The organism is Pseudomonas alkylphenolica, from assembly GCF_016009175.1.
Classification (GTDB): Bacteria; Pseudomonadota; Gammaproteobacteria; order Pseudomonadales; family Pseudomonadaceae; genus Aquipseudomonas; species Aquipseudomonas alkylphenolica_B.
In genome coordinates this window covers 60,835-85,057 of the sequence record NZ_JADUCM010000020.1, presented here as the reverse complement: position 1 = coordinate 85,057, position 24,223 = coordinate 60,835, and the positions used below count along the sequence as shown (strand labels likewise).

General features: G+C 61.7%; 20 protein-coding genes. 3 read left to right on the top strand and 17 right to left on the bottom strand.

What is annotated here, in order from left to right; all coding sequences use genetic code 11:
- Nucleotide 1: 1 nt before the first annotated feature.
- The 10 genes from hutG to hutC form a co-directional block, all read right to left on the bottom strand.
- Nucleotides 2–805, bottom strand: a complete 804-nt coding sequence (hutG, locus tag I5S59_RS17495) for an N-formylglutamate deformylase (RefSeq protein WP_197877722.1) — start codon at nucleotides 803–805, stop codon at nucleotides 2–4.
- A 10-nt stretch (nucleotides 806–815) separates the two neighbouring features.
- A complete protein-coding gene (gene hutI / locus I5S59_RS17490) occupies nucleotides 816–2,021 on the bottom strand; it encodes an imidazolonepropionase (protein WP_197877721.1) in 1,206 nt (401 codons plus the stop codon).
- Nucleotides 2,022–2,044: 23 nt separating this feature from the next.
- The gene (hutH, locus tag I5S59_RS17485; protein WP_197877720.1) at nucleotides 2,045–3,577 is read right to left on the bottom strand and encodes a histidine ammonia-lyase; all 1,533 of its coding nucleotides are present in this window, start codon (nucleotides 3,575–3,577) and stop codon (nucleotides 2,045–2,047) included.
- 21 nt (nucleotides 3,578–3,598) lie between these two features.
- The gene (locus tag I5S59_RS17480; RefSeq protein WP_197877731.1) at nucleotides 3,599–5,122 is read right to left on the bottom strand and encodes an HAL/PAL/TAL family ammonia-lyase; all 1,524 of its coding nucleotides are present in this window, start codon (nucleotides 5,120–5,122) and stop codon (nucleotides 3,599–3,601) included.
- An 8-nt stretch (nucleotides 5,123–5,130) separates the two neighbouring features.
- On the bottom strand, nucleotides 5,131–5,961 hold the full coding sequence (locus tag I5S59_RS17475) for a quaternary amine ABC transporter ATP-binding protein (protein ID WP_197877719.1): 831 nt from the start codon (nucleotides 5,959–5,961) through the stop codon (nucleotides 5,131–5,133).
- The gene (locus I5S59_RS17470; protein WP_197877718.1) at nucleotides 5,958–6,809 is read right to left on the bottom strand and encodes an ABC transporter permease; all 852 of its coding nucleotides are present in this window, start codon (nucleotides 6,807–6,809) and stop codon (nucleotides 5,958–5,960) included. Before I5S59_RS17470 ends, I5S59_RS17475 begins: the two co-directional genes overlap by 4 nt.
- 30 nt (nucleotides 6,810–6,839) lie before the next feature.
- Nucleotides 6,840–7,808, bottom strand: a complete 969-nt coding sequence (locus I5S59_RS17465; protein WP_197877717.1) for an ABC transporter substrate-binding protein — start codon at nucleotides 7,806–7,808, stop codon at nucleotides 6,840–6,842.
- A gap of 132 nt (nucleotides 7,809–7,940) precedes the next feature.
- A complete protein-coding gene (gene hutU / locus I5S59_RS17460) occupies nucleotides 7,941–9,620 on the bottom strand; it encodes a urocanate hydratase (protein WP_197877716.1) in 1,680 nt (559 codons plus the stop codon).
- A 313-nt stretch (nucleotides 9,621–9,933) separates the two neighbouring features.
- Nucleotides 9,934–10,512 carry a HutD family protein gene (locus I5S59_RS17455; RefSeq protein ID WP_197877715.1) on the bottom strand — a complete coding sequence of 193 codons (579 nt, stop codon included), beginning with the start codon at nucleotides 10,510–10,512 and terminating at the stop codon, nucleotides 9,934–9,936.
- The gene (gene hutC, locus I5S59_RS17450; RefSeq protein ID WP_197877730.1) at nucleotides 10,509–11,219 is read right to left on the bottom strand and encodes a histidine utilization repressor; all 711 of its coding nucleotides are present in this window, start codon (nucleotides 11,217–11,219) and stop codon (nucleotides 10,509–10,511) included. The genes I5S59_RS17455 and hutC overlap by 4 nt, the downstream gene beginning before the upstream one ends.
- Before the next feature lie 143 nt (nucleotides 11,220–11,362).
- Here hutC and I5S59_RS17445 point away from each other — a divergent pair, with 143 nt between their 5' ends.
- Complete coding sequence (locus I5S59_RS17445; protein ID WP_197877714.1) at nucleotides 11,363–12,727, top strand: formimidoylglutamate deiminase; 1,365 nt, start codon at nucleotides 11,363–11,365, stop codon at nucleotides 12,725–12,727.
- 52 nt (nucleotides 12,728–12,779) lie between these two features.
- Here I5S59_RS17445 and I5S59_RS17440 read toward each other — a convergent pair whose 3' ends face one another.
- Both I5S59_RS17440 and bamE read right to left on the bottom strand, forming a co-directional pair.
- Entirely contained in the window at nucleotides 12,780–13,355 is a 576-nt protein-coding gene (locus tag I5S59_RS17440; protein WP_128321684.1) for a lipocalin family protein, read from the bottom strand.
- On the bottom strand, nucleotides 13,352–13,606 hold the full coding sequence (gene bamE, locus I5S59_RS17435) for an outer membrane protein assembly factor BamE domain-containing protein (protein ID WP_128321685.1): 255 nt from the start codon (nucleotides 13,604–13,606) through the stop codon (nucleotides 13,352–13,354). Before bamE ends, I5S59_RS17440 begins: the two co-directional genes overlap by 4 nt.
- A 235-nt stretch (nucleotides 13,607–13,841) precedes the next feature.
- Here bamE and I5S59_RS17430 point away from each other — a divergent pair, with 235 nt between their 5' ends.
- Nucleotides 13,842–15,734 (top strand): methyl-accepting chemotaxis protein, encoded by a 1,893-nt coding sequence (locus tag I5S59_RS17430; protein WP_197877713.1) that lies wholly within the window; start codon nucleotides 13,842–13,844, stop codon nucleotides 15,732–15,734.
- A 132-nt stretch (nucleotides 15,735–15,866) separates the two neighbouring features.
- On the opposite strand, the gene I5S59_RS17425 is transcribed toward I5S59_RS17430, so the two are convergent.
- The 3 genes from I5S59_RS17425 to I5S59_RS17415 all read right to left on the bottom strand — a co-directional run bounded on the left by I5S59_RS17425 (nucleotide 15,867) and on the right by I5S59_RS17415 (nucleotide 20,071).
- Complete coding sequence (locus tag I5S59_RS17425) at nucleotides 15,867–16,463, bottom strand: DUF924 family protein (protein WP_197877712.1); 597 nt, start codon at nucleotides 16,461–16,463, stop codon at nucleotides 15,867–15,869.
- Nucleotides 16,464–16,466: 3 nt separating this feature from the next.
- Nucleotides 16,467–17,477: a class 1 fructose-bisphosphatase gene (locus tag I5S59_RS17420; RefSeq protein ID WP_128321688.1), complete on the bottom strand. Its 1,011-nt coding sequence runs from the start codon at nucleotides 17,475–17,477 to the stop codon at nucleotides 16,467–16,469.
- 143 nt (nucleotides 17,478–17,620) lie between these two features.
- The gene (locus tag I5S59_RS17415; RefSeq protein ID WP_197877711.1) at nucleotides 17,621–20,071 is read right to left on the bottom strand and encodes a glycogen/starch/alpha-glucan phosphorylase; all 2,451 of its coding nucleotides are present in this window, start codon (nucleotides 20,069–20,071) and stop codon (nucleotides 17,621–17,623) included.
- A 211-nt stretch (nucleotides 20,072–20,282) separates the two neighbouring features.
- Here I5S59_RS17415 and I5S59_RS17410 point away from each other — a divergent pair, with 211 nt between their 5' ends.
- On the top strand, nucleotides 20,283–20,684 hold the full coding sequence (locus tag I5S59_RS17410; protein ID WP_197877710.1) for a YkgJ family cysteine cluster protein: 402 nt from the start codon (nucleotides 20,283–20,285) through the stop codon (nucleotides 20,682–20,684).
- Between the two features lie 5 nt (nucleotides 20,685–20,689).
- Here the strand turns inward: I5S59_RS17410 and I5S59_RS17405 are convergent, their stop codons facing one another.
- Both I5S59_RS17405 and typA read right to left on the bottom strand, forming a co-directional pair.
- A complete protein-coding gene (locus I5S59_RS17405; protein WP_332262083.1) occupies nucleotides 20,690–22,000 on the bottom strand; it encodes a PhoPQ-activated protein PqaA family protein in 1,311 nt (436 codons plus the stop codon).
- A 289-nt stretch (nucleotides 22,001–22,289) separates the two neighbouring features.
- On the bottom strand, nucleotides 22,290–24,113 hold the full coding sequence (typA, locus tag I5S59_RS17400; RefSeq protein WP_128321692.1) for a translational GTPase TypA: 1,824 nt from the start codon (nucleotides 24,111–24,113) through the stop codon (nucleotides 22,290–22,292).
- Nucleotides 24,114–24,223: the final 110 nt, after the last annotated feature.

Genomic DNA, 24,223 nt, shown 5'->3' with positions numbered 1-24,223 from the left:
TTCAACGCCCGTAGCGCTCAAGCCCCCAGGCCATGATCGTTTCAAGCAACTTGCGCAGTACCTGCCGAGTGTTCTGCGCGAGTTGTTCGTCATAGGCGAACGGCTCGCGCTCTTCCATGTAGGTACGCTGCGCCAGCTCCAGCTGTACGGCATGGATATTGTTGGCCGGGTCGCCATAGTGACGGGTGATATGCCCGCCTTTGAAGCGGCCGTTGAGCACGTGGCTGTAGTGCGCAAACCCGGTGCAGACACCCTGCAGGCGCTCGGCCAGTTGAGGGTCGCAACTGGCACCATTGAAAGTGCCCAGGTTGAAGTCCGGCAACGTGCCGTCGAACAGGTGCGGAATGTGCGAACGGATCGAATGCGCATCCCATAGCAGCGCATAACCGAATTGCTCACGCAGGCGCTGCAGTTCGTTGCGCAGTGTGTCGTGATAAGGCCGCCAGATCTGTTCCAGGTAGGTGGCGCGCTCAGCTGCCGAGGGCACTTGCCCTTCCTTGAACAGCGGCTCGCCTTCGAACAGGGTGGCCGGGTACAGGCCCGTTGTCGCACCGGCGTACAACGGCTTGTCGTCCTCGGGACGGTTCAGGTCGATGACAAACCGCGAGTACTCGGCGGCGACGATGCTGGCCCCCAGTTCACGGGCAAAATCGTATAGCCGGGGAATATGCCAGTCGGTGTCCGGCAAGCCTTGCGCCTGCGCCACCAGGCCCCCCTTGACCGCCGGGGTCAAGCGCAGGCCGGCGTGCGGCATGCTGATCAGCAACGGCAGGCTGCCCTGATGAAAACTCAGTACCTTGTCCATTCACCCTCCCTCAATTGAACAGTTCACGGCCCTGGCGCACGACCCGCTTGGGCAGGTCGCCGCCGAGCCAGTAACACAGGTCTGCCGGTCGTTCGATCTGCCAGGCGACGAAGTCTGCGGCTTTGCCCACTTCCAGCGAACCATGGCTGCTACCCATTCCCAGCGCCGTAGCGGCATGCAGGGTGACACCCGCTAACGCCTCTTCCGGCGTCAGACGGAACAGCGTGCACGCCATGTTGAGCATCAGCCGCAGCGAAAGCGCCGGTGAGGTGCCAGGGTTCAGGTCACTGGCGATGGCGATCTTCACCCCGTGTTTGCGCAGGGCGTCCATCGGCGGCAGTTGGGTTTCACGCAGAAAATAGAAAGCGCCCGGCAACAGCACCGCAACGGTGCCCGCTGCAGCCATGGCAATGGCGTCTTCTTCGGTCATGAATTCCAGGTGATCGGCCGACAAGGCCTGATAGCGTGCCGCCAGGCTCGATCCGGCCAGCGACGACAACTGCTCGGCATGCAGTTTGACCGGCAACCGCAGTTCACGGGCCTTGATGAACACCCGCTCGACCTGGGCCGGGGAAAATGCCAGGTACTCGCAGAAGGCGTCGACAGCATCGACCAGGCCTTCGGCCGCCAGCGCCGGCAGCATCTCATCACAGATGTGGTTGATGTAGTCGTCGGCGCGGTCCTTGTATTCAGGTGGCAGGGCATGCGCTGCCAGACAAGTGCTGCGCACCGTCAGCGGCAGCTCTTCACCCAGACGGCGGATCACGTTGAGCAATTTGCGCTCACTGGATAGATCCAGGCCATAGCCGGATTTGATTTCCAGGGTGGTGACGCCATCGCGCATCAATGCCTGCACGCGTTGGCGGGCGCTGGCGAACAGTTCATCTTCGCTGGCCGCACGCGTCGCCCGCACCGTGCTGGCAATGCCACCGCCCTGGGCGGCGATCTCGGCATAGCTGACGCCCTGCAGGCGCTGCTCGAACTCACCACTGCGATTACCACCGAACACCGCATGGGTGTGGCAATCGATCAGCCCTGGTGTGACCCAGGCGCCTCCCAGGTCGACGCTGCGCTCAGCGTTGACCGCCGGCAGTGCCTGACGTGGGCCGATCCACTCGATATGGCCGGCGCTGGTGATCATCGCCGCATCCTCGATGATCGAGTACGTGCCGTGCGCCATGCTCGCCACATGGCAATGCTGCCAGAGGGTTTTCATGAAATATCTCCGTTTGCAGTCCGTTACAGGCTCGGCAGAACGCCCGCCAACAACAGTCCGCTCAGCTTGCCTTCAGCCAGCAGCGCGCTGGCCACTTCGATGTCTGGCGAGAAGAACCGGTCGCGGTCGTAGTGCGCAACTTCCTTGCGCAAAACCTGGCGTGCCTGTTCCAGCTTGGCCGAGGTCTTCAGGCCCTCGCGCAGGTCCAGGCCCTGGCAGGCGCCCAGCCATTCGATGGCCAGCACGCCACGGGTGTTCTCGGCCATCTCCCACAGCCGTTTGCCGGCAGCCGGCGCCATCGACACATGGTCTTCCTGGTTGGCTGAGGTCGGCAGGCTGTCGACGCTGTGCGGATGGGACAGCGCCTTGTTTTCGCTGGCCAGCGCTGCTGCGGTGACCTGGGCAATCATGAAGCCCGAGTTGACCCCGCCGTTTTCCACCAGGAACGGCGGCAACTGGGACATGTGCTTGTCCATCATCAACGAGATGCGGCGCTCGCTCAGCGAACCGATTTCAGCGATGGCCAGGGCCATGTTGTCGGCGGCCATGGCCACGGGCTCTGCGTGAAAGTTGCCACCGGAAATCACGTCGCCTTCGCTGGCAAACACCAACGGGTTGTCGGAAACGGCATTGGCTTCGACCGCCAGCACTTCGGCGGCCTGGCGCAACTGGGTCAGGCAGGCGCCCATGACCTGCGGCTGGCAACGCAGCGAATACGGGTCCTGGACCTTGCCACAGTTTTCGTGGGAGGCCGAGATCTCACTGCCATCGCCGAGCAGATCGCGGTAGCAGGCAGCCGAATCGATCTGCCCACGCTGGCCGCGCGCAGCATGAATGCGGGCATCGAACGGCGAGCGCGAACCAAGCACGGCTTCGACTGTCAGCGCACCGATCGAGGTAGCCGCGGCGAACAGGTCCTCGCCTTCAAACAGGCCGCGCAGCGCATAGGCGGTGGATGCCTGCGTGCCATTGAGCAGCGCCAGGCCTTCTTTGGCTGCCAGGGTCAGCGGTTCAAGGCCTGCAGCCGCCAGCGCTTCGGTAGCCGACAGCCACTGCCCCTGGTAACGCGCCTTGCCTTCGCCCAGCAGTACCAGCGACATGTGCGCCAACGGTGCCAGGTCGCCGGAGGCGCCGACCGAACCTTTCAGCGGGATGTGCGGGTACACCTCGGCGTTGACCAGGGCGATCAGGGCGTCGATGACTTTGCGGCGGATGCCGGAGAAACCACGGCTGAGGCTGTTGATCTTCAGCACCATGATCAGCCGCACCATGGCGTCGTCCAGCGGTGCACCGATACCGGCGGCGTGCGACAGCACCAGCGAGCGCTGCAGGTTTTCCAGGTCGTGGCTGGCAATGCGGGTCGAAGCCAGCAGGCCGAAGCCGGTGTTGATCCCGTAGGCGGTGCGGTTTTCTGCAAGGATCTGCTCGACGCAGGCAACACTGGCGTCAATCGCCGCGCCAGCACTGGCGTCCAGGGTCAGGCGCACGGGTTGGCGATAGATTTCGCGCAGCTGTGCCAGGGTCAGCTGCCCAGGCACCAGATTGAATGTATTCATGACCTTACTCCTTGTAGTTGTTCAATGCAGGGCCGGCAGCACGCGCTGCAGCAACCGGGGTTGTCTGAGCAGCTCGGCGGCGCGGGCAATATCCGGCGCCAGCCAGCGGTCTTCGAGGTAGGCCGGCACGTGTTCGCGCAGCAGGTGCCAGGCAGCGCCGGTGCCGGTGCCGAAGCCCTGCGCCTTGAGGAATTCGAAGGCCTGGGCGGCCAGCAAGTACTCGATCGCCAGGATCTGCGTGCAGTTTTCCAGCACCTTGTGCAGTTTCAGCGCCGCGTTGGTGCCCAGGCTCAGGTGGTCTTCCTGGAGGCCGGAGGTCACATAGTTGTCGAGCACGGCAGGCTGCGCCAGCTGACGGTTTTCCGCACACAGCGAGGCGGCAACGTACTGGGTAATCATCATCCCCGAGTTGACCCCGGGGTTGCTCACCAGAAACGCCGGCAAGCCACTGACATGCGGATTGACCAGGCGGTCCAGGCGACGCTCGGCAATCGAGCCGATTTCTGCCATGGCAATGGCCAACAGGTCAGCGGCAAGGGCCACCGACTGGCCGTGCGGGTTGGCCTGGGACATCACCCGGAAGTTATCCACAGTGCCCAGCAGCAGCGGGTTGTCGTTGGCACCATTGAGCTCGCACTCGATCTGCCGGGCAGCGTGCACCAGCTGATCGCGGGCCGCGCCGTGCACCTGCGGAATCGAACGGATGCTCAACGCATCCTGGGTGCGAATGCCTTTGCTCGCAGCAATCACTTCACTGCCATCGAGCAGCGCACGCAGATTTTCACCGACCCGTTGCATCCCCGGGTGAGGCTTGAGCGCAATGATCTCGGCGTCGAACGCATCAATCTGGCCGCGCTGGGCTTCAAAACTCATGGCCGAAATCACGTCGGCCCATTGCAGCAGGCGCGTCGCGTCATCCAGGGCCAGGCAGCTGAGGCCGGTCATGCACGGCGTACCGTTGACCAGGCAGAGCCCGTCCTTGGCACCCAGCTTTACCGGGGCCAGGCCTTCTTCGGCCAAGGCGTGTGCAGCCTCGACGATCTGCCCGCGGTAGCTGACCTTGCCGATACCCAACAAGCAGATGCCGACATGGGCCATATGGGTCAGATAACCCACCGAGCCCTGGGCCGGCACCTGTGGAGTGATACCGCGCTCGAGCAACGCCAGCAGCGCCTCGACCACACTGCGTTGCAGGCCAGACTTGCCTTGGCTGTAGTTGACGATGGCAGCGCAGATGATCGCCCGGGTCTGTTCGTCTGCCAGCGCCGGGCCTACACCGCAGGCATGGCTGAGCAAGGTGTTGCGCGACAGCTGACTCAGTTGTTCGCCTTCCAGCGACACGTTGCACAGCGCGCCCAGGCCGGTATTGACCCCATAGGCGCGCTCGCGGCTCTGCACAATGCGTTGCACGATGGCCTGGGCGTTTTCGATACGTGCCCAGGCCTGCGCCGACAGTTCCAGGCGTGCGCCATGGCGCGCTACCGCGACGAGGTCTTGCCAACGCACCGGGGCGTCCGTGATGACGACAGTTTCAACGTTCAACAGGTTGGCCCTCACACAGTTGCCGCACGGCGTTGGACAAAGCGGTCGACGTACTCGTCAGCCGGCGAATGGAGAATCTCTTTTGGTGTGCCCACCTGGATCAGCCGGCCATCCTTGAGGATCGCGATACGATTGCCGATGCGCACGGCCTCATCGAGGTCATGGGTGATGAACACAATGGTCTTGTGCAGGGTTTTCTGCAGCTCCAGCAACTGGTCCTGCATCTCGGCGCGGATCAACGGGTCGAGGGCACTGAAGGCTTCGTCCATGAGGATGATGTCGGTGTCTGCCGCCAGCGCCCGTGCCAGGCCGACACGCTGGCGCATGCCGCCAGAAAGCTGATGCGGGTAAGACTTTTCGTAGCCCTTCAGGCCCACAGTGTTGATCCAGTGCAGCGCGCGCTCGTTGCACAGCTGCTTGCTCTCACCGCGCACTTTCAGGCCATAGGCAACGTTGTCCAGCACCGTCTTGTGCGGCAGCAGGCCGAAGCTCTGGAACACCATGCTGATCTTGCGGCGGCGGAACTGGCGCAGTGCCTCCATGTCGTACTGCAGGATGTCTTCGCCATCGACCAGGATCGCCCCGCTGGTAGGATCGATCAGGCGGTTGAAGTGGCGGACCAGCGTTGACTTGCCTGAGCCGGACAGGCCCATGATGACGAAAATCTCGCCGCTGCCGATCGACAGCGACAGGTCATTGACCCCCACCACACAACCGGTCTCGGCCAGCACCTGCTCTTTGCTGCGCTGCTGACGAATCAGTTGCAGGGCGTCCTCGGCGCGTGCGCCGAAGATCTTGAAGACATTCTTCACTTCGATCTTGTTCATCGCCTGCGTGCTCATTTGCTCACCTCATGCCGTGGACGGCCATAGGCTTGAGTAATACGGTCGATCACCACAGCCAGAATCACAATCGCCAGGCCCGCTTCCAGACCGCGGCCGACGTTGAGCGTCTGGATCCCCACCAGCACATCCTCACCCAGGCCACGGGCCCCGATCATCGAGGCGATCACCACCATCGACAGCGCCATCATGGTGGTCTGGTTGATGCCGGCCATGATGCTCGGCAGCGCCAGCGGCAATTGCACTCCGAACAGTTGCTGCCAGCGGTTGGCACCAAAAGCATTGATCGCTTCCATGACCTCACCGTCAACCTGACGGATACCCAGGTCGGTCAGGCGGATCAGCGGCGGCGCGGCGTAGATGACGGTGGCGAAAATTGCCGGTACCTTGCCCAGGCCGAACAGCATCAGCACCGGAATCAGGTACACGAAGCTGGGCATGGTCTGCATGATGTCCAGGAGCGGCATCAGCACGGCGCGCAAGCGGTTGCTACGCGCCGAGAGGATCCCCAGGGGAATGCCGACCAGTACCGATATCAACGTGGCCACCAGCATCAGCGCCAGGGTTTGCATCAGCTTGTCCCACAGCCCGACAGCGCCCACCAGAAACAGCAGGCCGACGATCACCACGGTCGGCAGCACGCGCCGTGTGGCATGCCAGGCAATCACCCCGACCACCGCCAGCATCAACCACCAGGGCGTGGCACGCAGCAAGCCTTCAAGGTTGACTATTGCCCACAGCAGGGTGTCGGAAATGTGCCGGAACACATCGCCGTAGTTGGTCACCAGCGCATCGACCCAGCCATTGACCCAGTCGGCGATGGAGAAGGTAAAGTTTTCGGGAAACATAGGGTTCACTCGTCAGGTCGAAGTGAGCGCTCAGAGCGCCGCATTGATCTTCTTGGCCGCGTCTTCACTGACCCATGCCTGCCAGACTTCAGGATGTTCCTTGAGGAACAGCTTGGCCAGCTTCGGCGACTCGATCCGCTCTTTGGTCATGCGGGCCAGGTTCTGGTTGAGCAGGTCGATCGGCAGATTGACCTTTTCCAGTACCGCGACCAGCTCGGGGGCCTGCTCGTGGAACGCTTTGGACAGCCCGACCTTGATCGACACACTCTTGTCCACGCCGGGCTTTTCATCCAGCTTGACCAGGTCGACCTGGCCCATCAGCGGGGTGGGCGTCCAGTAGTAGAACAGGATCGGCTCGCCACGCTTGTAGCTCGACAGCACCGCCGCATCCAGGGCCGGGCCGGTGCCTGGGCGGAAGTTGGTGTAGCTCGACTCCAGGCCGTAGTCCTTGAGCATCTGGCTGTTGTCCAGCTCGCAGGTCCATCCGGCCGGGCAATTGTAGAAACGGCCTTTGCCAGGCTCTTCCGGGTCCCTGAACACAGCGGCGTATTTGCTCAGGTCGGCAATGCTCTTGAGGTCTGGGGCCTTGGCTTCGAGCTTGCGCTTGGCGTCGCCTTCAATCACGTAGCGCGGCACGTACCAGCCTTCAACCGCACCGACCACTGGCGCACCGACACCGACCACTTTGCCGGCCGCTTCCGCCTTCTTCCAGACCTCGCTGCGCCCTACCCACTCTTCGGCAAACACCTGGATGTCGTTGGTGCCCAGGGCATTCTCCATGGTGATGGAGTTGCCCGGCAGACTGTCGGTTTCGCAGCCGTAGCCGTTTTTGAGCACAAACTGCATCACGTCGGTCAGCAGCATGCCGCTTTCCCAGTTCAGCCCGGCGAATTTCACCGGTTTGCCGGATTCGCACCAGCTGGCCGCCTGGCTGGCACCGGCAGCGCCGAGCAGGCCAAGGGCAAACAGCGACGCGAGCAGGGTCTTGGTGGTTTTCATTGCGTGACGCTCCCAAACATGAAAGTGGATATCGGCAGTCCAGTGGCAAACGCAGCCATGCGTGCGGTCGTCCCTTTCCCTGAAACGACGTCAGCGGGGGTACGCTCTGCGGCCCACCCCCGCAACGCAGGATCAGCCGGTAATCATCGGCAGGTTCAGCCCCTGCTCTTTGGCGCAATCAATGGCGATCTGGTAGCCGGCATCCGCGTGGCGCATAACGCCGGTACCCGGATCGTTGGTCAGCACGCGGGCGATACGCTCGGCAGCCTCGTCGGTGCCATCACAGACAATGACCATGCCCGAATGCTGGGAGAAGCCCATGCCGACGCCACCACCATGGTGCAGCGACACCCAGGTCGCGCCGCTGGCGGTATTGAGCAGGGCGTTGAGCAGTGGCCAGTCGGACACGGCGTCGGAACCATCCTGCATCGACTCGGTTTCGCGGTTCGGGCTCGACACCGAACCGGAGTCCAGGTGGTCACGACCGATCACGATCGGCGCCGACAGCTCCCCGCGGCGGACCATTTCGTTGAAGGCTAGCCCCAGTTTGGCGCGCTGACCCAGGCCCACCCAGCAGATACGGGCCGGCAAACCCTGGAAGCTGATGCGCTCGCGGGCCATGTCCAGCCAGTTGTGCAGGTGAGCATCGTCCGGGATCAGTTCCTTGACCTTGGCGTCGGTCTTGTAGATGTCTTCGGCATTGCCCGACAGCGCCGCCCAGCGGAACGGACCGATACCGCGGCAGAACAGCGGACGGATGTAGGCCGGCACGAAGCCCGGGAAGTCGAAGGCATTGCTCACGCCCTCTTCCTTGGCCATCTGACGGATGTTGTTACCGTAGTCGAACGTCGGCACGCCCTGCTTCTGGAACTCGAGCATGGCTTTGACGTGCACGGCCATCGATTGCTTGGCGGCCTTGACCACGGCAGCGGGCTCGGTCTGCGCGCGGTCGCGGTACTGTTCCCAGGTCCAGCCGGCAGGCAGGTAACCGTTGAGCGGGTCGTGGGCGCTGGTCTGGTCGGTGACCATGTCCGGGCGCACGCCGCGCTTGATCAGTTCAGGCAGGATTTCTGCGGCGTTACCCAGCAAGGCGATCGAGATGGCCTTGCCTTCGCCGGTGTACCGGGCGATGCGTGCCAGGGCGTCGTCCAGGTCCTTGGCTTGCTCGTCGACATAACGGCTGCTCAGGCGGAAGTCGATACGGCTTTGCTGGCATTCGATGTTCAGCGAGCAGGCACCGGCAAGGGTGGCTGCCAGCGGTTGTGCGCCGCCCATGCCGCCCAGGCCGGCGGTCAGTACCCACTTGCCCTTGAGGCTGCCGTTGTAATGCTGACGACCGGCTTCCACGAAGGTTTCGTAAGTACCCTGGACAATGCCCTGGCTGCCGATGTAGATCCAGCTGCCGGCGGTCATCTGGCCGTACATGGCAAGGCCTTTGGCGTCCAGTTCGTTGAAGTGTTCCCAGTTGGCCCAGTGCGGTACCAGGTTGGAGTTGGCGATCAGTACGCGAGGGGCGTTGCTGTGGGTCTTGAACACGCCGACCGGCTTGCCCGACTGCACCAGCAAGGTTTCGTCGTCATTCAGGTGGGTCAGGCTTTCAACGATCTTGTCATAGCAGGCCCAGTTGCGTGCCGCGCGGCCAATGCCACCGTATACCACCAACTCCTTCGGGTTTTCCGCCACTTCCGGGTCGAGGTTGTTCATCAGCATGCGCAGTGGCGCTTCGGTCAGCCAGCTTTTCGCCGTCAGCTTGTTACCGCGCGGGGCACGGATCTCGACATCACGGAATTTGTTCAGGTTGTTGTCAGTCACGAAAAGGGCTCCTAAAACGATCTATCCAGACCCGACCCGGCAGCGGGTCAGTGGGCGGTTTGAACAGCGCAGACGGGACGGCCTATCCACTCATACGCACACATCTTTACTTGTACATACAAGCATATGCAATTGAGCGGCCAAGTCAGCGCTGGCCTTGTTGAAAAAACCTTGAGCAATGACGAAGCCCTTGAATTACAAGGTGCTGCGAGAAAGGGGAATTGGCCGGGAGACATACAGGAAACACGTTGTTGCCAAGGCGGCATTGCGCCACCTTGAGGCAATCGGTAACAGCCTGGGTAAAAAAGGGGCGTTACCGAGAAACGTCCGATAGCTCGACGACGCAGCAACGGCCGTCAACTTCCAGTTCGAGCAACTGCGCGTTATCGCTCAGCTGTACACAGTCATACAACCCCAGCACCTGCTGTGGATGCCCGGCAATGCGAAGGTTCACGGCGTCTTGCGCACAGAACAGCAACAAGGTGTTGGCCGCGCTGAACAAGCGGGTCGGTTCGCCAAACCACTGCAACCGCGCTCGGTAACGCTGCGGCGCGTAGATCAGGTTGAAATCGCGAATCGCACCACCCAGCAGCCGGCAGTTCACCTGGCTCTCGCCACTGAACGCAAAGGCATCGAACGGCAACAGGTCACGACTGGGCTGGCCATCCACCTGCAGGATCATGCCGTCGCCCTGCAACACGCTGATGATCCGCTGATAACCGCTGAAGCTGGAGAAACCGCCAGACTCGGCGATATCGGCGATCGACAGGCGCCAACCAAAACCTTCAAGGCCCGCACCACCGTCACGGGTGATTTCTTCGGTACTGCCGCCGCCATTCTTCCATGGCATGCGGGGGTAATCCTTGGCGCGTAATACCTGCAGCTGGCTCATTTGCTGAAGCGTCCTTCAAGGCGATGGCGGGAACCCGGGTGAATCAGGCGTGCAGCCGTCACCGGCTGGCGGCCCGACCAGGTACGCCGGCGAATCAGCAGGCACGGCTCGCCTGGCTCGATCTGCAACAGGCTGCATTCTTCCGGCTCGGCCAGGATCGCTTCGACGACGTGCTCGCCTTCGGTCAAGGGCGCCACCTGGGACAGGTAGGCATACGGCGTCTGCCGGGTGAAGTCCTGCTTGAGGTAGTCCGGGGCGATCTGCGCATTGACGAAGCGGTCTTCGATCTGCACCGGCACACCGTTCTCGAAATGCACGATCAGCGAATGAAAGACCCGTTGCCCCTCACGCATGTCCAGGGCCAGGGCGCGCTCGGAACCGGCCGCCTCTTCGGCGAGGGTCACCACCCGGCAACTATGCTGATGACCACGGGCGGCGATCTCATCGGCAATGTTGTGGACTTCGAACAGCGCTGAGCGGGTCTTGGGCTCGGCGACAAAAGTACCAACGCCCTGCATGCGCACCAGCAGACCTTCGGCCGTGAGCTCGCGCAGGGCGCGGTTGATGGTCATGCGGCTGAATCCCAGCTGGCTGACCAGTTCGCTTTCAGAAGGTACCCGGTGGTGCGGCGGCCAGCTGCCATTCTGGATCTGCTGGACGATCATCTGTTTGACCCGGGCGTACAGCGGCGCCGGCCCCTCGCCCATCTGGGCAACCAGCGCGGAGACAGGAGGTGTCGGCACGGCGCGTATCCTTTTCGGTTGGTGTGAACGGTAGCTTGCCGGAGTTTACCCAGCAGGCAAACGTCTGTATATGTATATACAAATAATCACAACGAGGTGCCGCGTCGATGTCCGTCTTCTTTGCCGAACGCGCTTTGCTCTCCACGGGCTGGGCCGAAAACGTCAGAATCGAGGTCGGCGCCGATGGCATGCTGACCCACATTCAAGCCGGAGGCTCGACCGACGGCGCCGAACGCCTGGCCGGCCCGCTGCTGCCCGGCATGCCCAACCTGCACTCCCACGCCTTCCAGCGCGCCATGGCCGGGCTGGCGGAAGTGGCCGGCAACCCCAACGACAGCTTCTGGACCTGGCGTGAGCTGATGTACCGCCTGGTCGGTAAAATCAGCCCCGAACAGTTGCAGGTCATCGCTCGCCAGTTGTACATCGAGATGCTCAAGGCCGGTTACACCTCTGTTGCCGAATTCCACTATGTGCACCACGACACCCAGGGCCAGGCCTACACCGACCCGACCGAACTGTCCTCGCGCATCAGCCAGGCGGCCAGTGCCAGCGGCATCGGCCTGACCTTGCTGCCGGTGCTTTACAGCCACTCCGGTTTTGGCGGGCAGGCACCCAACGAAGGCCAGCGGCGCTTCATCAACAGCACCGAGCAATACCTCAACCTGCAAGCACGCCTGGCGCCACAGCTGGCGGCACAACCGGCACAAGCGCTAGGCCTGTGCTTCCACTCCCTGCGCGCGGTGACCCCGGAGCAGATCACCCAGGTACTCGCGGCCAGCGACAAGGCCTGCCCGGTGCATATCCATATTGCCGAGCAACAGAAGGAAGTCGACGACTGCCTGGCCTGGAGCGGGCGCCGGCCGCTGCAATGGCTGTATGACAACACCGAGGTCGATCAGCGCTGGTGCCTGGTGCATGCCACCCACGCGGAGCCGGATGAAGTTCAACGAATGGCGCGCAGCGGGGCAATCGCCGGCCTGTGCCTGACCACTGAAGCCAACCTCGGTGACGGCATCTTCCCGGCAGTGGACTACCTGGCCCAGGGCGGTCGTCTGGGTATCGGCTCCGATAGCCATGTGTCGTTGAGCGTGGTCGAGGAACTGCGCTGGCTGGAATACGGCCAGCGCCTGCGCGACCAACGACGCAACCGCCTCTATCGCGGTGACCAGCCAATGGTTGGGCGGACGTTGTATGACGCAGCCTTGAGCGGCGGCGCCCAGGCGCTGGGGCAACCGATCGGCGAACTGGCGGTTGGCAAGCGCGCCGACTGGCTGGTGCTGGAGGGTAGTGATCCGTATCTGGCGACTGCCAGCGGGGACGGCATTCTCAATCGCTGGCTGTTTGCCGGCGGCGATCGTCAGGTGCGCGATGTAATGGTTAACGGCCAGTGGGTGGTGCGCCAGGGACGCCATGCCCAGGAAGAAGACAGCGCACGGGCATTCGCCGAAGTGCTGCGCAACGTGTTGGGCTGACCTGATTCGGCGGTGTACCTGCTGCACCGCCGCATCGTCTTTTGCGATCGCCTCAGGGCGTATGTGCAGCAATGTCCCTGTCGGCTACCCGCCAGATCAGGCGATTCGTGTCGTAGCCTTGCTGACGCGCCTTGGCCAGCAGGGTTTCACGCTGCCAGGCCGGAACAGTGGCCTTGCGCGACAGTATCCACAGGTATTTGCGGTCCGGATTGCCGACCAGCGCGGTCTGGTAGTCGTCACTTACGTAAAGCACCCAATACTCGCCCTTGGCGACGCCGGGCAGCACCTTCGAGAACCAGTTGTCGAACACTACCCAGAGCTTGTCGGTTTTGCCCGGCACTTGCGGCGTGGCCGTGCCACTGGCTTCCTGCCACTCACCTTCAAGGGTCTGGCAACGGTTGAGGACGCCGACCGTGCCATCCGGCTTGAGGTTGTAATGGGCCTCGGACTGGGCGCAATCGCGCTGGAAGAACATCGGCAGGCGCGCCAGTTCGAACCACTTGCCCTGGTAACGCTTGAGGTCGACGCTGGCGGCAGTCTTTGGCGGTATCGGGCCTGCCCCCGTATTGGCGCAGCCACCCAGGATCAGGCCGGCACACAGAACGAGCAACAGGTGTAACGCTTTCATTTGAGGCCCTGCCCGGAATACATCAGCACCTTGTCGGCGGCGTACTGCACGCTGATAAAGCTCTTGTCGTCACCCCAGGTGCAACTGGACATGCCCAGTGCGCCGGAGCATTCCTTGGGAGTACCGAGCAGCTTCTCTACCTCGGCCTTGGCCATACCGGCCTTGAGCTGTGAATAGTTTTCCTGATTGATCTTGTTGCACGCAGTCAGAAACACGCACAAGGACAGCAGGGCGAGGGAACGCAACGACATGAAAGGTCACTCCTGGACATGAGGGTGCAGGCGCGATGGCCTACCGACAGCTTAGAAGGGAAAAAGCGCCGTGGGTTCCCCAGCTTTATTGCTTTCCTGCGGCCATTTGCATGCCTTCGGTCGTTTAGTGCGCTCGTCGATTAATCTTTTCCCGTTGGCGGACGACACAGAGTCGCGCTGCGACGTATTGCCGCGCCCCTCCCGTTGACCCGCCGTGTGCAAACAGATCCCCGCGATGACAAAAAACCTAAAGTTCAGCCACAAAATCCTGCTCGCCGCCGCCCTGGTGGTTGCTGTTGCCTTCACCTGCTTTGTCCTGTTCAACGATTACCGCCAGCGCCAGACCCTGCGCAGCAACACCGAGTCATCCATGCAGGAACTCGGCAACCTGACCAGCAGCAACATCCAGACCTGGCTGCAAAGCCGCATGCAGATCCTGCAGTCGCTGTCCCAGCAAGTGGCCATCGACGGCGCCAGCAAAGACAGCTTGACCCGCAGCCTCAATCTGCCGGTGTATGGCAGCAACTTTCTGCTGACCTACTTCGGTGGCCAGGACGGCTACATGCAATCCGTGCCGCTGGGCAGCCGCCCCGCCGACTACGACCCGCGGGTACGCGGCTGGTACAAGGCCGCCAGCAGTGCCGGCCAGACCATCGTCACCGAGCCCTACATTTCCGCATCCGCCAACAAGCTGGTGATTACCCTGGCGACCCCGGTGCTGCAACAAGGCCGGCTGATCGGCGTCAACGGTGCCGACACTGACCTGGACAGCATCAGCTCGATCATCAACGCACTGAACTTCAATGGCCACGGCCAGGCCTTCATTGTTAACGGCGATGGCAAGATCCTCGTGCACCCTGACGCCAGGCTGGTGCTGAAGAACCTCAGCGAGGCGTACCCACAGCACACCCCGACCATCGGTGCCGGCCTGAAAGAAACCGAGCAAGACGGCGGACAAAAATTCATCACCTTCACCAAGGTCAGCGGCGTGCCTTCGGCTGACTGGTATGTCGCTCTGGTCCTTGATCAGGACTATGCCTTCACCATGCTCAGTGAGCTGCGCTCCTCGGCGCTGATTGCCACGGTGATTGCGGTGTTGATCATCATCGTCCTGCTGGGCCTGCTGATCCGCGTGCTGATGGAACCGCTGCACGTCATGGGCCGGGCCATGCACGATATTGCCGAAGGTGAAGGCGACCTCACCCGCCGCCTGCGCATTCACGCCCAGGACGAGTTCGGCAGCCTTGGCCTTTCCTTCAACCGCTTTGTCGAGCGCATCCACGAATCGATCCGCGAAGTAGCCTCGGCTACCGGCCAGGTCAATGAAGTCGCCCTGCGCGTGGTCAGCGCCTCGAATGCCTCGATCCACAACGCCGACCAGCAGTCGAGCCGCACCAGCAGCGTCGCGGCGGCCATCAACGAGCTGGGCGCAGCCGCCCAGGAAATTGCCCAGAACGCCGCCCTCGCCTCGCAGCATTCAAGCGATGCACGCAACCTGGCCGCAGAAGGTCAGCAGGTGGTTGAACAGACCATAGAGGTCATGAACCAGCTGTCGAGCAAGATCAGTGACTCGTGCGACAACATCGAGACCCTCAATGCCAACACGGTGAACATTGGTCAGATCCTCGAAGTGATCAGTGGTATTTCGCAACAGACCAACTTGCTGGCGCTCAACGCCGCCATTGAAGCCGCACGGGCCGGTGAAGCCGGCCGCGGGTTTGCAGTGGTCGCCGATGAAGTACGCAACCTGGCCCACCGTACCCAGGACTCGGCACAGCAGGTTCAGCGCATTATTGAAGAGCTGCAGGCCGGTGCCCAGGTGGCCGTTTCGACCATGACCGAAAGCCAGAGCCACAGCCAGCACAGTGTCGGCATCGCCAATCAGGCCGGTGAGCGTCTGAGCAGCGTGACCCTGCGCATCGGCGAGATTGACGGCATGAACCAGTCCGTCGCCACGGCCACGGAAGAACAGACCGCCGTGGTCGAGTCGATCAATGTCGACATCACCGAGATCAATACGCTGAATCAGGAAGGGGTGGAGAACCTGCAAGCGACGTTGCGTGCCTGCAATGACCTGGAGAATCAGGCCAGCCGGTTAAAGCAGTTGGTGGGCAGCTTCAGGATCTGATGATGCAGGAGCGTGCGGGCAGCGCTCCGACTTGCCCGCGAATAACGATGGTGCGGTGTACCAGGTACACCGCAGTGCCCGCTTCGCCGGCTAGCCTGGCTTCCACCGACCAGCGATAAAGCAACCACTTCTTCAGAACCTGGAACCCGGCTCCAGCAGAAAATCCATTTCTTCATCGGTACTCGGCCGATTCAGAATCAGATTGCGATGCGGAAAACGGCCGAAGCGGGCAATCACCCGCTGATGTTGCTCGGCGTAGTCAAGAAAGCCTTCAAACAGACGTCGGTCTGCATCCGGCTGGGCGTCCAGCAACAGTTGATAGCGCTCGACACTGACGTTCTGCCAGTCAAGGACCTCGGCATGCTCCAGCACCAGCAGGATGAACACCCGCTGGATCGGCAACAGCTGATAGTCCCAGGCCTTGTCCAGCCCCTGCATCACCAGCACCTGGGCACGCCGGTCGCCATCGAAGGCGCGCGGCGTGTCGCGGTGGATCATCCGCGGCAGCTGGTCCAGCAACAGCACCAGGCCCAGCCAGCCTTGCGGGCTTTGCAGCCATTCGTCCAGACCACCGGCCAGAGCTTGCTCGACCAAGTCGCCGAAACGCTCATGCGCTTCGACGTCATGGTGCTTGCCGAACCACAGCGTGCTCTTCTCGTCAGCGACGTCCTGGGGACTGGCGCCCCATCCGAACCACCACTCCAGTAACGGCTGCCAAGGTGCGAGCATGATTTACTCCTGGTGATAACCGGTAACGCGCTCGACTTCCTGCTTGGAGCCGAGGAACACCGCTACACGCTGGTGCAGGCTGTCTGGCTGGATGTCGAGGATGCGCTGGTTGCCGTCGGTGGAAGCACCGCCAGCCTGTTCGATGATGAACGACATCGGGTTGGCTTCGTACATCAGACGCAGCTTGCCCGGTTTGGACGGCTCACGCGCGTCGCGCGGGTACATGAACAGGCCGCCACGGGTCAGGATGCGGTGCACGTCGGCAACCATCGAGGCGATCCAGCGCATGTTGTAGTTCTTTTTCAGCGGACCGGTCTCACCGGCCAGCAGCTCGCCCACATAGCGGGTCACCGGGGCTTCCCAGTGACGCTGGTTGGACATGTTGATGGCGAACTCAGCGGTGGTTTCCGGTACCTGGATGTTCTCGTGGGTCAGCACGAAGCTGCCCAGCTCGCGGTCCAGGGTAAAGCCTTTGACGCCGTTGCCCAGGGTCAGGATCAGCATGGTCTGCGGACCATAGATTGCGTAACCGGCGGCAACTTGCTTGGTGCCCGGTTGCAGGAACGCCTGCTCGTTGAGGCTTTCGTTCTGGCTCAGGTACTCGTTAGGGCAACGCAGTACCGAGAAGATGGTGCCGACCGAGACGTTGACGTCGATGTTCGACGAACCGTCCAGCGGGTCGAATACCAGCAGGTAGGCACCTTTCGGGTATTTGCCCGGGATCTGGTAGGCATTGTCCATTTCTTCGGACGCCATGCCGGCCAGGTGACCGCCCCACTCGTTGGCTTCGAGCAGGATGTCGTTGGAAATCACGTCCAGCTTCTTCTGGACTTCGCCTTGCACGTTTTCGGTGCCCATGCTGCCCAGAACACCGCCCAGGGCGCCCTTGGAAACGTTGTGGCTGATCTCCTTGCACGCACGCGCCACCACTTCGATCAGGAAGCGCAGATCGGCAGGGGTACTGTTGCTGCGGGTCTGCTCAATCAAATAGCGACTCAGGGTAACGCGGGACATGTAAGGCTCCGAAGGATGGGGGGTAATAAAAACCCCCGCAGTTTACAGGGAGAGTGCGGCGCTAGCGAGCTATCCGACGCGCTTGCCCGATCAGACGGCTGTTTGGCCCGAGAGTTCATCGCCCCGGGGCCGTTCTGCACAGCTTAGTCGAGGGCTTTCCAGATTTGCGTGGCGTACTCGCGAATGGTCCGGTCCGAGGAAAACCAGCCCATGCGTGCGGTGTTGAGCACAGCAATGCGCCACCACTTCTGGGGATCGCTCCAGAGCGCTTCAACACGCATTTGCGCTTCCCAGTAGGCATCGAAGTCGGCACACACCAGGAAGCGGTCATGCGCCACCAGGCCATCCACCAGGCCCACGTAACGGGCCGGATCATCATGCGAGAACACCCCGCTGCGAATGGCCTGGAGCACATCATTGAGACGGTACGAAGCGCCGATCGCGGCACTGGCGCCAAAGTCGCCGCTGCGTTTGCGCGCCTCCACCTGCTGAGCGGTGAGGCCGAAAATGAACATGTTTTCGGCGCCCACCTGCTCGCACATCTCCACGTTGGCGCCGTCCAGGGTGCCGATAGTCAGGGCGCCGTTGAGGCCAAACTTCATGTTGCTGGTACCGGATGCCTCGTAACCTGCTGTGGAAATCTGCTCGGACAGGTCGGCTGCCGGAATGATGCTTTCGGCCAGGCTCACGTTGTAGTTGGGCAGGAATACCACTTTCAGCAGGCCGCGCACGGTCGGGTCGTTGTTCACCACCCTGGCAATGTCGTTGGACAATTTGATGATCAGCTTGGCCTGGTGATAACTGGCAGCAGCCTTGCCGGCAAAGATTTTCACCCGCGGCGCCCAGCCAGCGCCGGGCTCGGCACGAATGGCCTGGTACAAGGCCACGGTGTGCAACAGGTTGAGCAACTGGCGTTTGTATTCGTGGATGCGCTTTACCTGTACATCGAACATTGCCTGCGGGTTGACCGTAATCCCCAGGCGTTCCTGGATCAGGCTGGCCAGCGCCTGCTTGCTGTGCAGCCGTTGCTCGGCAAACTGCTTGCGAAATGAGGCTTTTTCGGCAAAAGGATCAAGGTCCCGCAAGCGCCCTTCAGGGTTATCCAGCACATCCTCGCCGAGCGCCTCGACCAGCATGGCGGTCAGCTGCGGGTTGGCCTGGTACAACCAGCGCCGGAAGGTAATGCCGTTGGTCTTGTTGTTGATCCGCTCGGGGTACAGCTTGTGCAGCTCGGCGAACACCGTGCTGCGCATCAGCTTGCTGTGCAGCCCCGACACACCGTTGACACTGTGCGAGCCGAGAAACGCCAGGTTGCCCATGCGCACCCGCCGGCCGTTGTCTTCCTCGATCAACGACACCGCGCGCAGCACATCGAAATCGTGGATGCCCTTGGCACGCAGGTCATCGATATGAAAAGCATTGATCAGGTAGATGATCTGCATGTGCCGCGGCAGCATGCGCTCCATCAGGCTGACCGGCCAGGTTTCCAGGGCCTCGGGCAACAGGGTGTGGTTGGTGTAGGCCAGTGTCCCGACCGTCAGTTGCCAGGCGGTGTCCCAGGGCACCTCATGCTGGTCGACCAGCAGGCGCATCAGCTCGGCCACTGCAATCGAGGGGTGGGTATCGTTGAGCTGGATCGCCGCCTGGTCTGGCAGGTTGAGCAGGCTGTCGTGCATGTTCAGGTGCCGGCGCAGCAGGTCCTGCAACGAGGCGCAGACAAAGAAATATTCCTGACGCAGGCGCAATTCCTGGCCCGCTTCGGTGCTGTCGGCCGGGTACAGCACCCGCGAAATGCTTTCGGCGCGCGCCACTTCTGCCACGGCGCCGAGGTGGTCACCGGCGTTGAAACGCTCCAGGTGCAGCTCTTCCAGTGCCCGTGCACGCCACAGCCGCAGGGTGTTGACGCTGGCACCCCGCCAGCCGACCACCGGTGTATCGTAGGCCACTGCCCGCACGGTCTCGGCCGGCCACCATACCTGCCGCGGTTCGCCGTTGCCGTCATGCACCGTTTCGACGCTACCGCCGAAGCTGATCGGATAGATCACCTCCGCCCGCTCAAACTCCCACGGGTTGCCGAAATCCAGCCAGTTTTCGGTTTGCTCCTGCTGCCAGCCATCCACCAGCGCCTGGCGAAACAGTCCGTGTTCGTAGCGAATACCGTAACCGTGGGCGGCAATTCCCAAGGTCGACATGCTCTCCATGAAACAGGCGGCCAGGCGGCCCAGGCCACCGTTGCCCAAGGCCGCATCCGGCTCCAGCAGGCGAATACGCTCAAGATCGACATCCAGGCCACTCAGCGCCTCCCGGGCAATATCCAGCAGGCCCAGGTTGCTCAGGCTGTCATACAGCAAGCGGCCGATGAGGAACTCGAGGGACAGGTAGTACACGCGCTTCTGGCTGCTGCGATAGATCTGCCGGGTGTGGTCCATCCAGTGATCGACCATGTGGTCGCGGGCCGCCAGGGCGATAGCCTCGAACCAGTCGTGCTCAAAGGCATGCTCGGGGTCCTTGCCGACGGCGTAGGTCAGTTTTTCCAGCACAGCGGTGCGAAAGGCAGCCACCTCTGCGTCACGTGCGAGCGGTTCCTGAGACATGTAACGTCCTCGGGCAAGTTGACGAAAGCGGATGGAGACTTCTCAGCCTAGACGGTTCGACACAGAGCGAAAGCGCAGGTTCGGCAGCTTTCTGTGAATACTTCCTGCAAAAGCAGTACCGGTTGAGGTACCGACGGGCAAATGGTTGTTCACATTTTGATCAACTCCGGTATGATCGCGCGCCCAGTAAAAAACATCTGAAACGAGCCTGATGAAACCGACCCTGATTGCCGCCGCCGAAGTCGACCGCCTGGAGACCTGGCAAAAGTACCAAAGCCATATGTGCGGGGGCTGCAAATCGACCTGCTGCACCTTGCCGACCGAGGTAAAAATCAAAGACCTCATCCGCATGGGCGTTGTCGATGAGTTCGAAGTGGGCGAGCCGCCGAAGAACATTGCCAAGCGCTTGCAGAAGGACGGGATCATCCAGCGCTTCAACCAGAAGTCGGGCATCTTCACCCTGGCACAGATGAGCAACGACGACTGCCTCTATCTGGATCGTAAAAGCCGCCTGTGCACCATTTATGACAAACGCCCGGACACCTGCCGCAACCACCCGCGGATCGGCCCGCGCCCGGGCTATTGCGCCTACATGCCAAAATCCGCCAGGTAAGCCCCTCAGCCTGGAAAGGTCTTGCAGGCCTCACCGACTGCCTTCGGCGGGTGCGCCGGGAATGTCTCGGGCAACACGCTGACCGGGCTGGTGGCGACAAAACCATCGGCAAACCGCGCCTCTACAAACCAGGCCTGCCAGCCTGACGCAACGCTGGGCAGCTGCAGGCTGAAAGCCTGGTTGCGCACTTGCAGTGTTTGAGAGGCGAAGCGAACACCGCAGGCATATCGAAAGTCCCGGTCGTCGGGGTTGGCTGCCGTCCATAGCCGAACCGCCGCGGGAAGCTCAGAAGCGCGGACCTCAACCAGCCCTCCCTCACCCGCAGCAGCGACTTGCAGGGCTGGTAAATCACGACCTGCCTGGATACGTTGAACCAGAGGCACCAGGGTGGTGGCGACATGGGCGCGCACGCCGTAATGATCCGAATTGGGCAACACCCTCAGGCTCGTCTGGCCTGGCAGCCGCGCCAGGTAATTCGTGACAGGGTCGGGCGAGAAAAAATCATCTCCGCTGGCGGACACCAGGTATTTGGGAATGTCCAGGCGTCGCCCGGGTTCCTCCAGGTACTGCATGGGGTCCATCAGTTGCATCAGCCTGTCAAAGGCTGGCGTCCCCAGTTGCGGCAACACCCCGGCAGCCTGGTAGCGCCACAAGGCGAGCGGCCACTCTCCACCGTAGCGTTTGCGCAGTCCGGCCAGCATTGACGACGTATCGGCAACGTCGATGACCGCTGGCACGATGGCCACAACACGCTCGTCCGACAACGCCGTGAGCCAGGCACTCCATCCCCGCTTGGAGGCACCGGTGACGATAAAACGCTCAACCCTCAAATCAGGCAACGCTTGTACTGCCAGATCCATTGCCCGGCTCGCTGCCACGGCCATCGGTACATGCAGGGGCAACTCGGCAGGGGCCGCCTCATCGCTCATCCAATGGGCCCAGGTATGAGCGACGGCTTCATCCTCTTTCACGGGCACGTCCAGATCGCTGAATGACAGGGCCTGATTGGGCACGTCAGTGATCATCACCACCACTGTGCGCGTCAGCAGGGAAATTTCTCGCAAGACCTCGCGAGAATAATCAGGCGATTGTTCGGGCCCGAAGCGTACGCCGTTGTTGACCACCAGCAGGGCTTTTTCCGGCAGGGCGCCGGGCGGAATGTGCATCTCGACGCTATGCCGCCAGCGTGCGGGCTTGACTACCGGAGCGGGCTGCCAGGTTTGCGAGGTCATGCGATAGTGACGCCACTCATAACCCGCATCGGACTCCTGTGCTCGCAATACATGATCGAGCGGTTCCTGCTGGGCCGCCTTCACGTAGCAACTCACCACCTCCTGCGCGCGAACATCTGAGCACGCCTCACTGGCGCCGACGTGCAGGCTCGTAAAAAAACAAGGGATTACCCATCCTATAATTCGCTTCATGATCCAGCTTCCTTGGGAAAGCCAGTCAAGCTAGCCCCCGATTCTGCTGGCATCAATGGGCTGCAAGCTTCTAACGAAGAACCCGACAATATGTCGGGCTCTTTCTCACGAATGCGGCTTTTTGGCGACCAAAAAAAACGCCCCCGGCCTTTCGACCGGGGGCGTTTTTATTCAGCCTGGCTTAGTTAGCCTTGGCTTTCTTGGCAGCGCGGGTACGCTCGCCTTCGTCCAGGATCTTCTTACGCAGACGGATCGACTTAGGCGTTACTTCGCACAGCTCGTCGTCCTGGATGAATTCCAGAGCCTGTTCCAGGGTGAAGCGAACAGGTGGAACCAGGGCGATGGTTTCGTCTTTACCCGAAGCACGCATGTTGTCGAGCTTCTTGCCCTTGGTAGGGTTGACGCCGAGGTCGTTGTCACGGCTGTTCAGACCAACGATCTGACCGTTGTAGATCTCCTGGCCGTGCTCTACGAACAGCTTGCCACGAGCCTGCAGGGTTTCCAGCGAGTAGGTCAGCGCCTTGCCGGTTTCAACCGAAACCAGTACGCCGTTCTGACGACCGGACATGTGGCCGGACTTCATCGGAGCGTAACGATCGAAGATCGAGGTCAGGATGCCTGCACCGTTGGTCAGGGTCAGGAACTGGTTACGGAAACCGATCAGACCACGGGCCGGGATGTTGTACTCCAGGCGCACACGGCCCTTGCCATCCGGAACCATGTTGGTCAGGTCGCCCTTACGCAGACCCATTTCTTCCATGACCTTGCCCTGCGAATCTTCAGGGATGTCGATGGTGACGTTTTCGAACGGCTCGTTCTTCACGCCGTCGACTTCACGGATGATTACTTCCGGACGACCAACACCCATTTCGAAGCCTTCGCGACGCATGGTTTCGATCAGTACCGACAGGTGCAGTTCACCACGGCCAGAGACCTTGAACTTGTCAGCCGAGTCGCCTTCTTCAACGCGCAGTGCAACGTTGTACAGCAGCTCTTTGTCCAGACGCTCTTTGATGTTACGGCTGGTGACGAACTTGCCTTCTTTACCGCAGAACGGCGAGTCGTTGACCTGGAAGGTCATCGAAACGGTTGGTTCGTCAACGGTCAGCGGCTTCATCGCTTCTACTGCGTCCGGGGAGCACAGGGTGTCGGAGATGAACAGCTCGTCGAAACCGCTGATGCAGACGATGTCGCCAGCCTGGGCTTCTTCAACGTCAACGCGGTGCAGACCGTGGTGACCCATCAGCTTCAGGATACGGCCGTTGCGCTTCTTGCCGTCGACGTCGATGGCAACAACCGGGGTGTTCGGCTTGACGCGACCACGGGCGATACGGCCAACGCCGATAACACCGAGGAAGCTGTTGTAGTCCAGGGCAGAGATCTGCATCTGGAACGGGCCGTCACGGTCAACAGCAGGCGCTGGAACGTTGTCGACGATCGACTGGTACAGCGGGGTCATGTCTTCGGCCATTTCGGTGTGGTCCAGACCGGCAATGCCGTTCAGGGCCGAGGCGTAGACGACTTTGAAGTCCAGCTGTTCTTCGGTGGCACCGAGGTTGTCGAACAGGTCGAAGATCTGGTCCAGAACCCAGTCAGGACGCGCGCCCGGACGGTCAACCTTGTTGATCACGACGATCGGACGCAGGCCGGCTTCGAACGCCTTCTTGGTCACGAAACGGGTTTGCGGCATAGGGCCGTCCTGGGCGTCGACCAGCAGCAGCACGGAGTCGACCATCGACATTACACGCTCAACCTCGCCACCGAAGTCGGCGTGGCCGGGGGTGTCGACGATGTTGATGTGGTAGCCGTTCCAGTTGATGGCGGTGTTTTTCGCCAGAATGGTAATACCGCGCTCTTTTTCCTGGTCGTTGGAGTCCATGACGCGCTCGTCGTTGAGCTCGTTACGCTCCAGAGTGCCGGACTGACGCAGGAGTTTGTCGACCAGGGTGGTTTTACCATGGTCAACGTGGGCGATGATGGCGATGTTACGCAGATTTTCGATCACGTGTGTATCTCGATCAGAGGATTCGGGTTGCCGCCCAGTCTAGGCGGCGAATATGAATGAATGGCGCTCAACGGGCCCGCAGGTCGGGAGGGCGATGGCGGATGCTCCCA

Excerpts from the sequence above, each read along its gene's own strand:
- hutH (WP_197877720.1), bottom strand. The coding sequence starts at position 3,577 with ATGAATACATTCAATCTGGTGCCTGGGCAGCTGACCCTGGCACAGCTG.
- I5S59_RS17430 (WP_197877713.1), top strand. The coding sequence starts at position 13,842 with ATGACAAAAAACCTAAAGTTCAGCCACAAAATCCTGCTCGCCGCCGCC.
- I5S59_RS17415 (WP_197877711.1), bottom strand. The coding sequence starts at position 20,071 with ATGTCTCAGGAACCGCTCGCACGTGACGCAGAGGTGGCTGCCTTTCGC.
- I5S59_RS17440 (WP_128321684.1), bottom strand. The coding sequence starts at position 13,355 with ATGAAAGCGTTACACCTGTTGCTCGTTCTGTGTGCCGGCCTGATCCTG.
- I5S59_RS17425 (WP_197877712.1), bottom strand. The coding sequence starts at position 16,463 with ATGCTCGCACCTTGGCAGCCGTTACTGGAGTGGTGGTTCGGATGGGGC.
- I5S59_RS17455 (WP_197877715.1), bottom strand. The coding sequence starts at position 10,512 with ATGAGCCAGCTGCAGGTATTACGCGCCAAGGATTACCCCCGCATGCCA.
- I5S59_RS17470 (WP_197877718.1), bottom strand. The coding sequence starts at position 6,809 with ATGTTTCCCGAAAACTTTACCTTCTCCATCGCCGACTGGGTCAATGGC.
- I5S59_RS17410 (WP_197877710.1), top strand. The coding sequence starts at position 20,283 with ATGAAACCGACCCTGATTGCCGCCGCCGAAGTCGACCGCCTGGAGACC.
- I5S59_RS17475 (WP_197877719.1), bottom strand. The coding sequence starts at position 5,961 with ATGAGCACGCAGGCGATGAACAAGATCGAAGTGAAGAATGTCTTCAAG.
- I5S59_RS17420 (WP_128321688.1), bottom strand. The coding sequence starts at position 17,477 with ATGTCCCGCGTTACCCTGAGTCGCTATTTGATTGAGCAGACCCGCAGC.
- hutG (WP_197877722.1), bottom strand. The coding sequence starts at position 805 with ATGGACAAGGTACTGAGTTTTCATCAGGGCAGCCTGCCGTTGCTGATC.
- bamE (WP_128321685.1), bottom strand. The coding sequence starts at position 13,606 with ATGTCGTTGCGTTCCCTCGCCCTGCTGTCCTTGTGCGTGTTTCTGACT.
- hutI (WP_197877721.1), bottom strand. The coding sequence starts at position 2,021 with ATGAAAACCCTCTGGCAGCATTGCCATGTGGCGAGCATGGCGCACGGC.
- I5S59_RS17465 (WP_197877717.1), bottom strand. The coding sequence starts at position 7,808 with ATGAAAACCACCAAGACCCTGCTCGCGTCGCTGTTTGCCCTTGGCCTG.
- hutC (WP_197877730.1), bottom strand. The coding sequence starts at position 11,219 with ATGGGCGAGGGGCCGGCGCCGCTGTACGCCCGGGTCAAACAGATGATC.
- I5S59_RS17445 (WP_197877714.1), top strand. The coding sequence starts at position 11,363 with ATGTCCGTCTTCTTTGCCGAACGCGCTTTGCTCTCCACGGGCTGGGCC.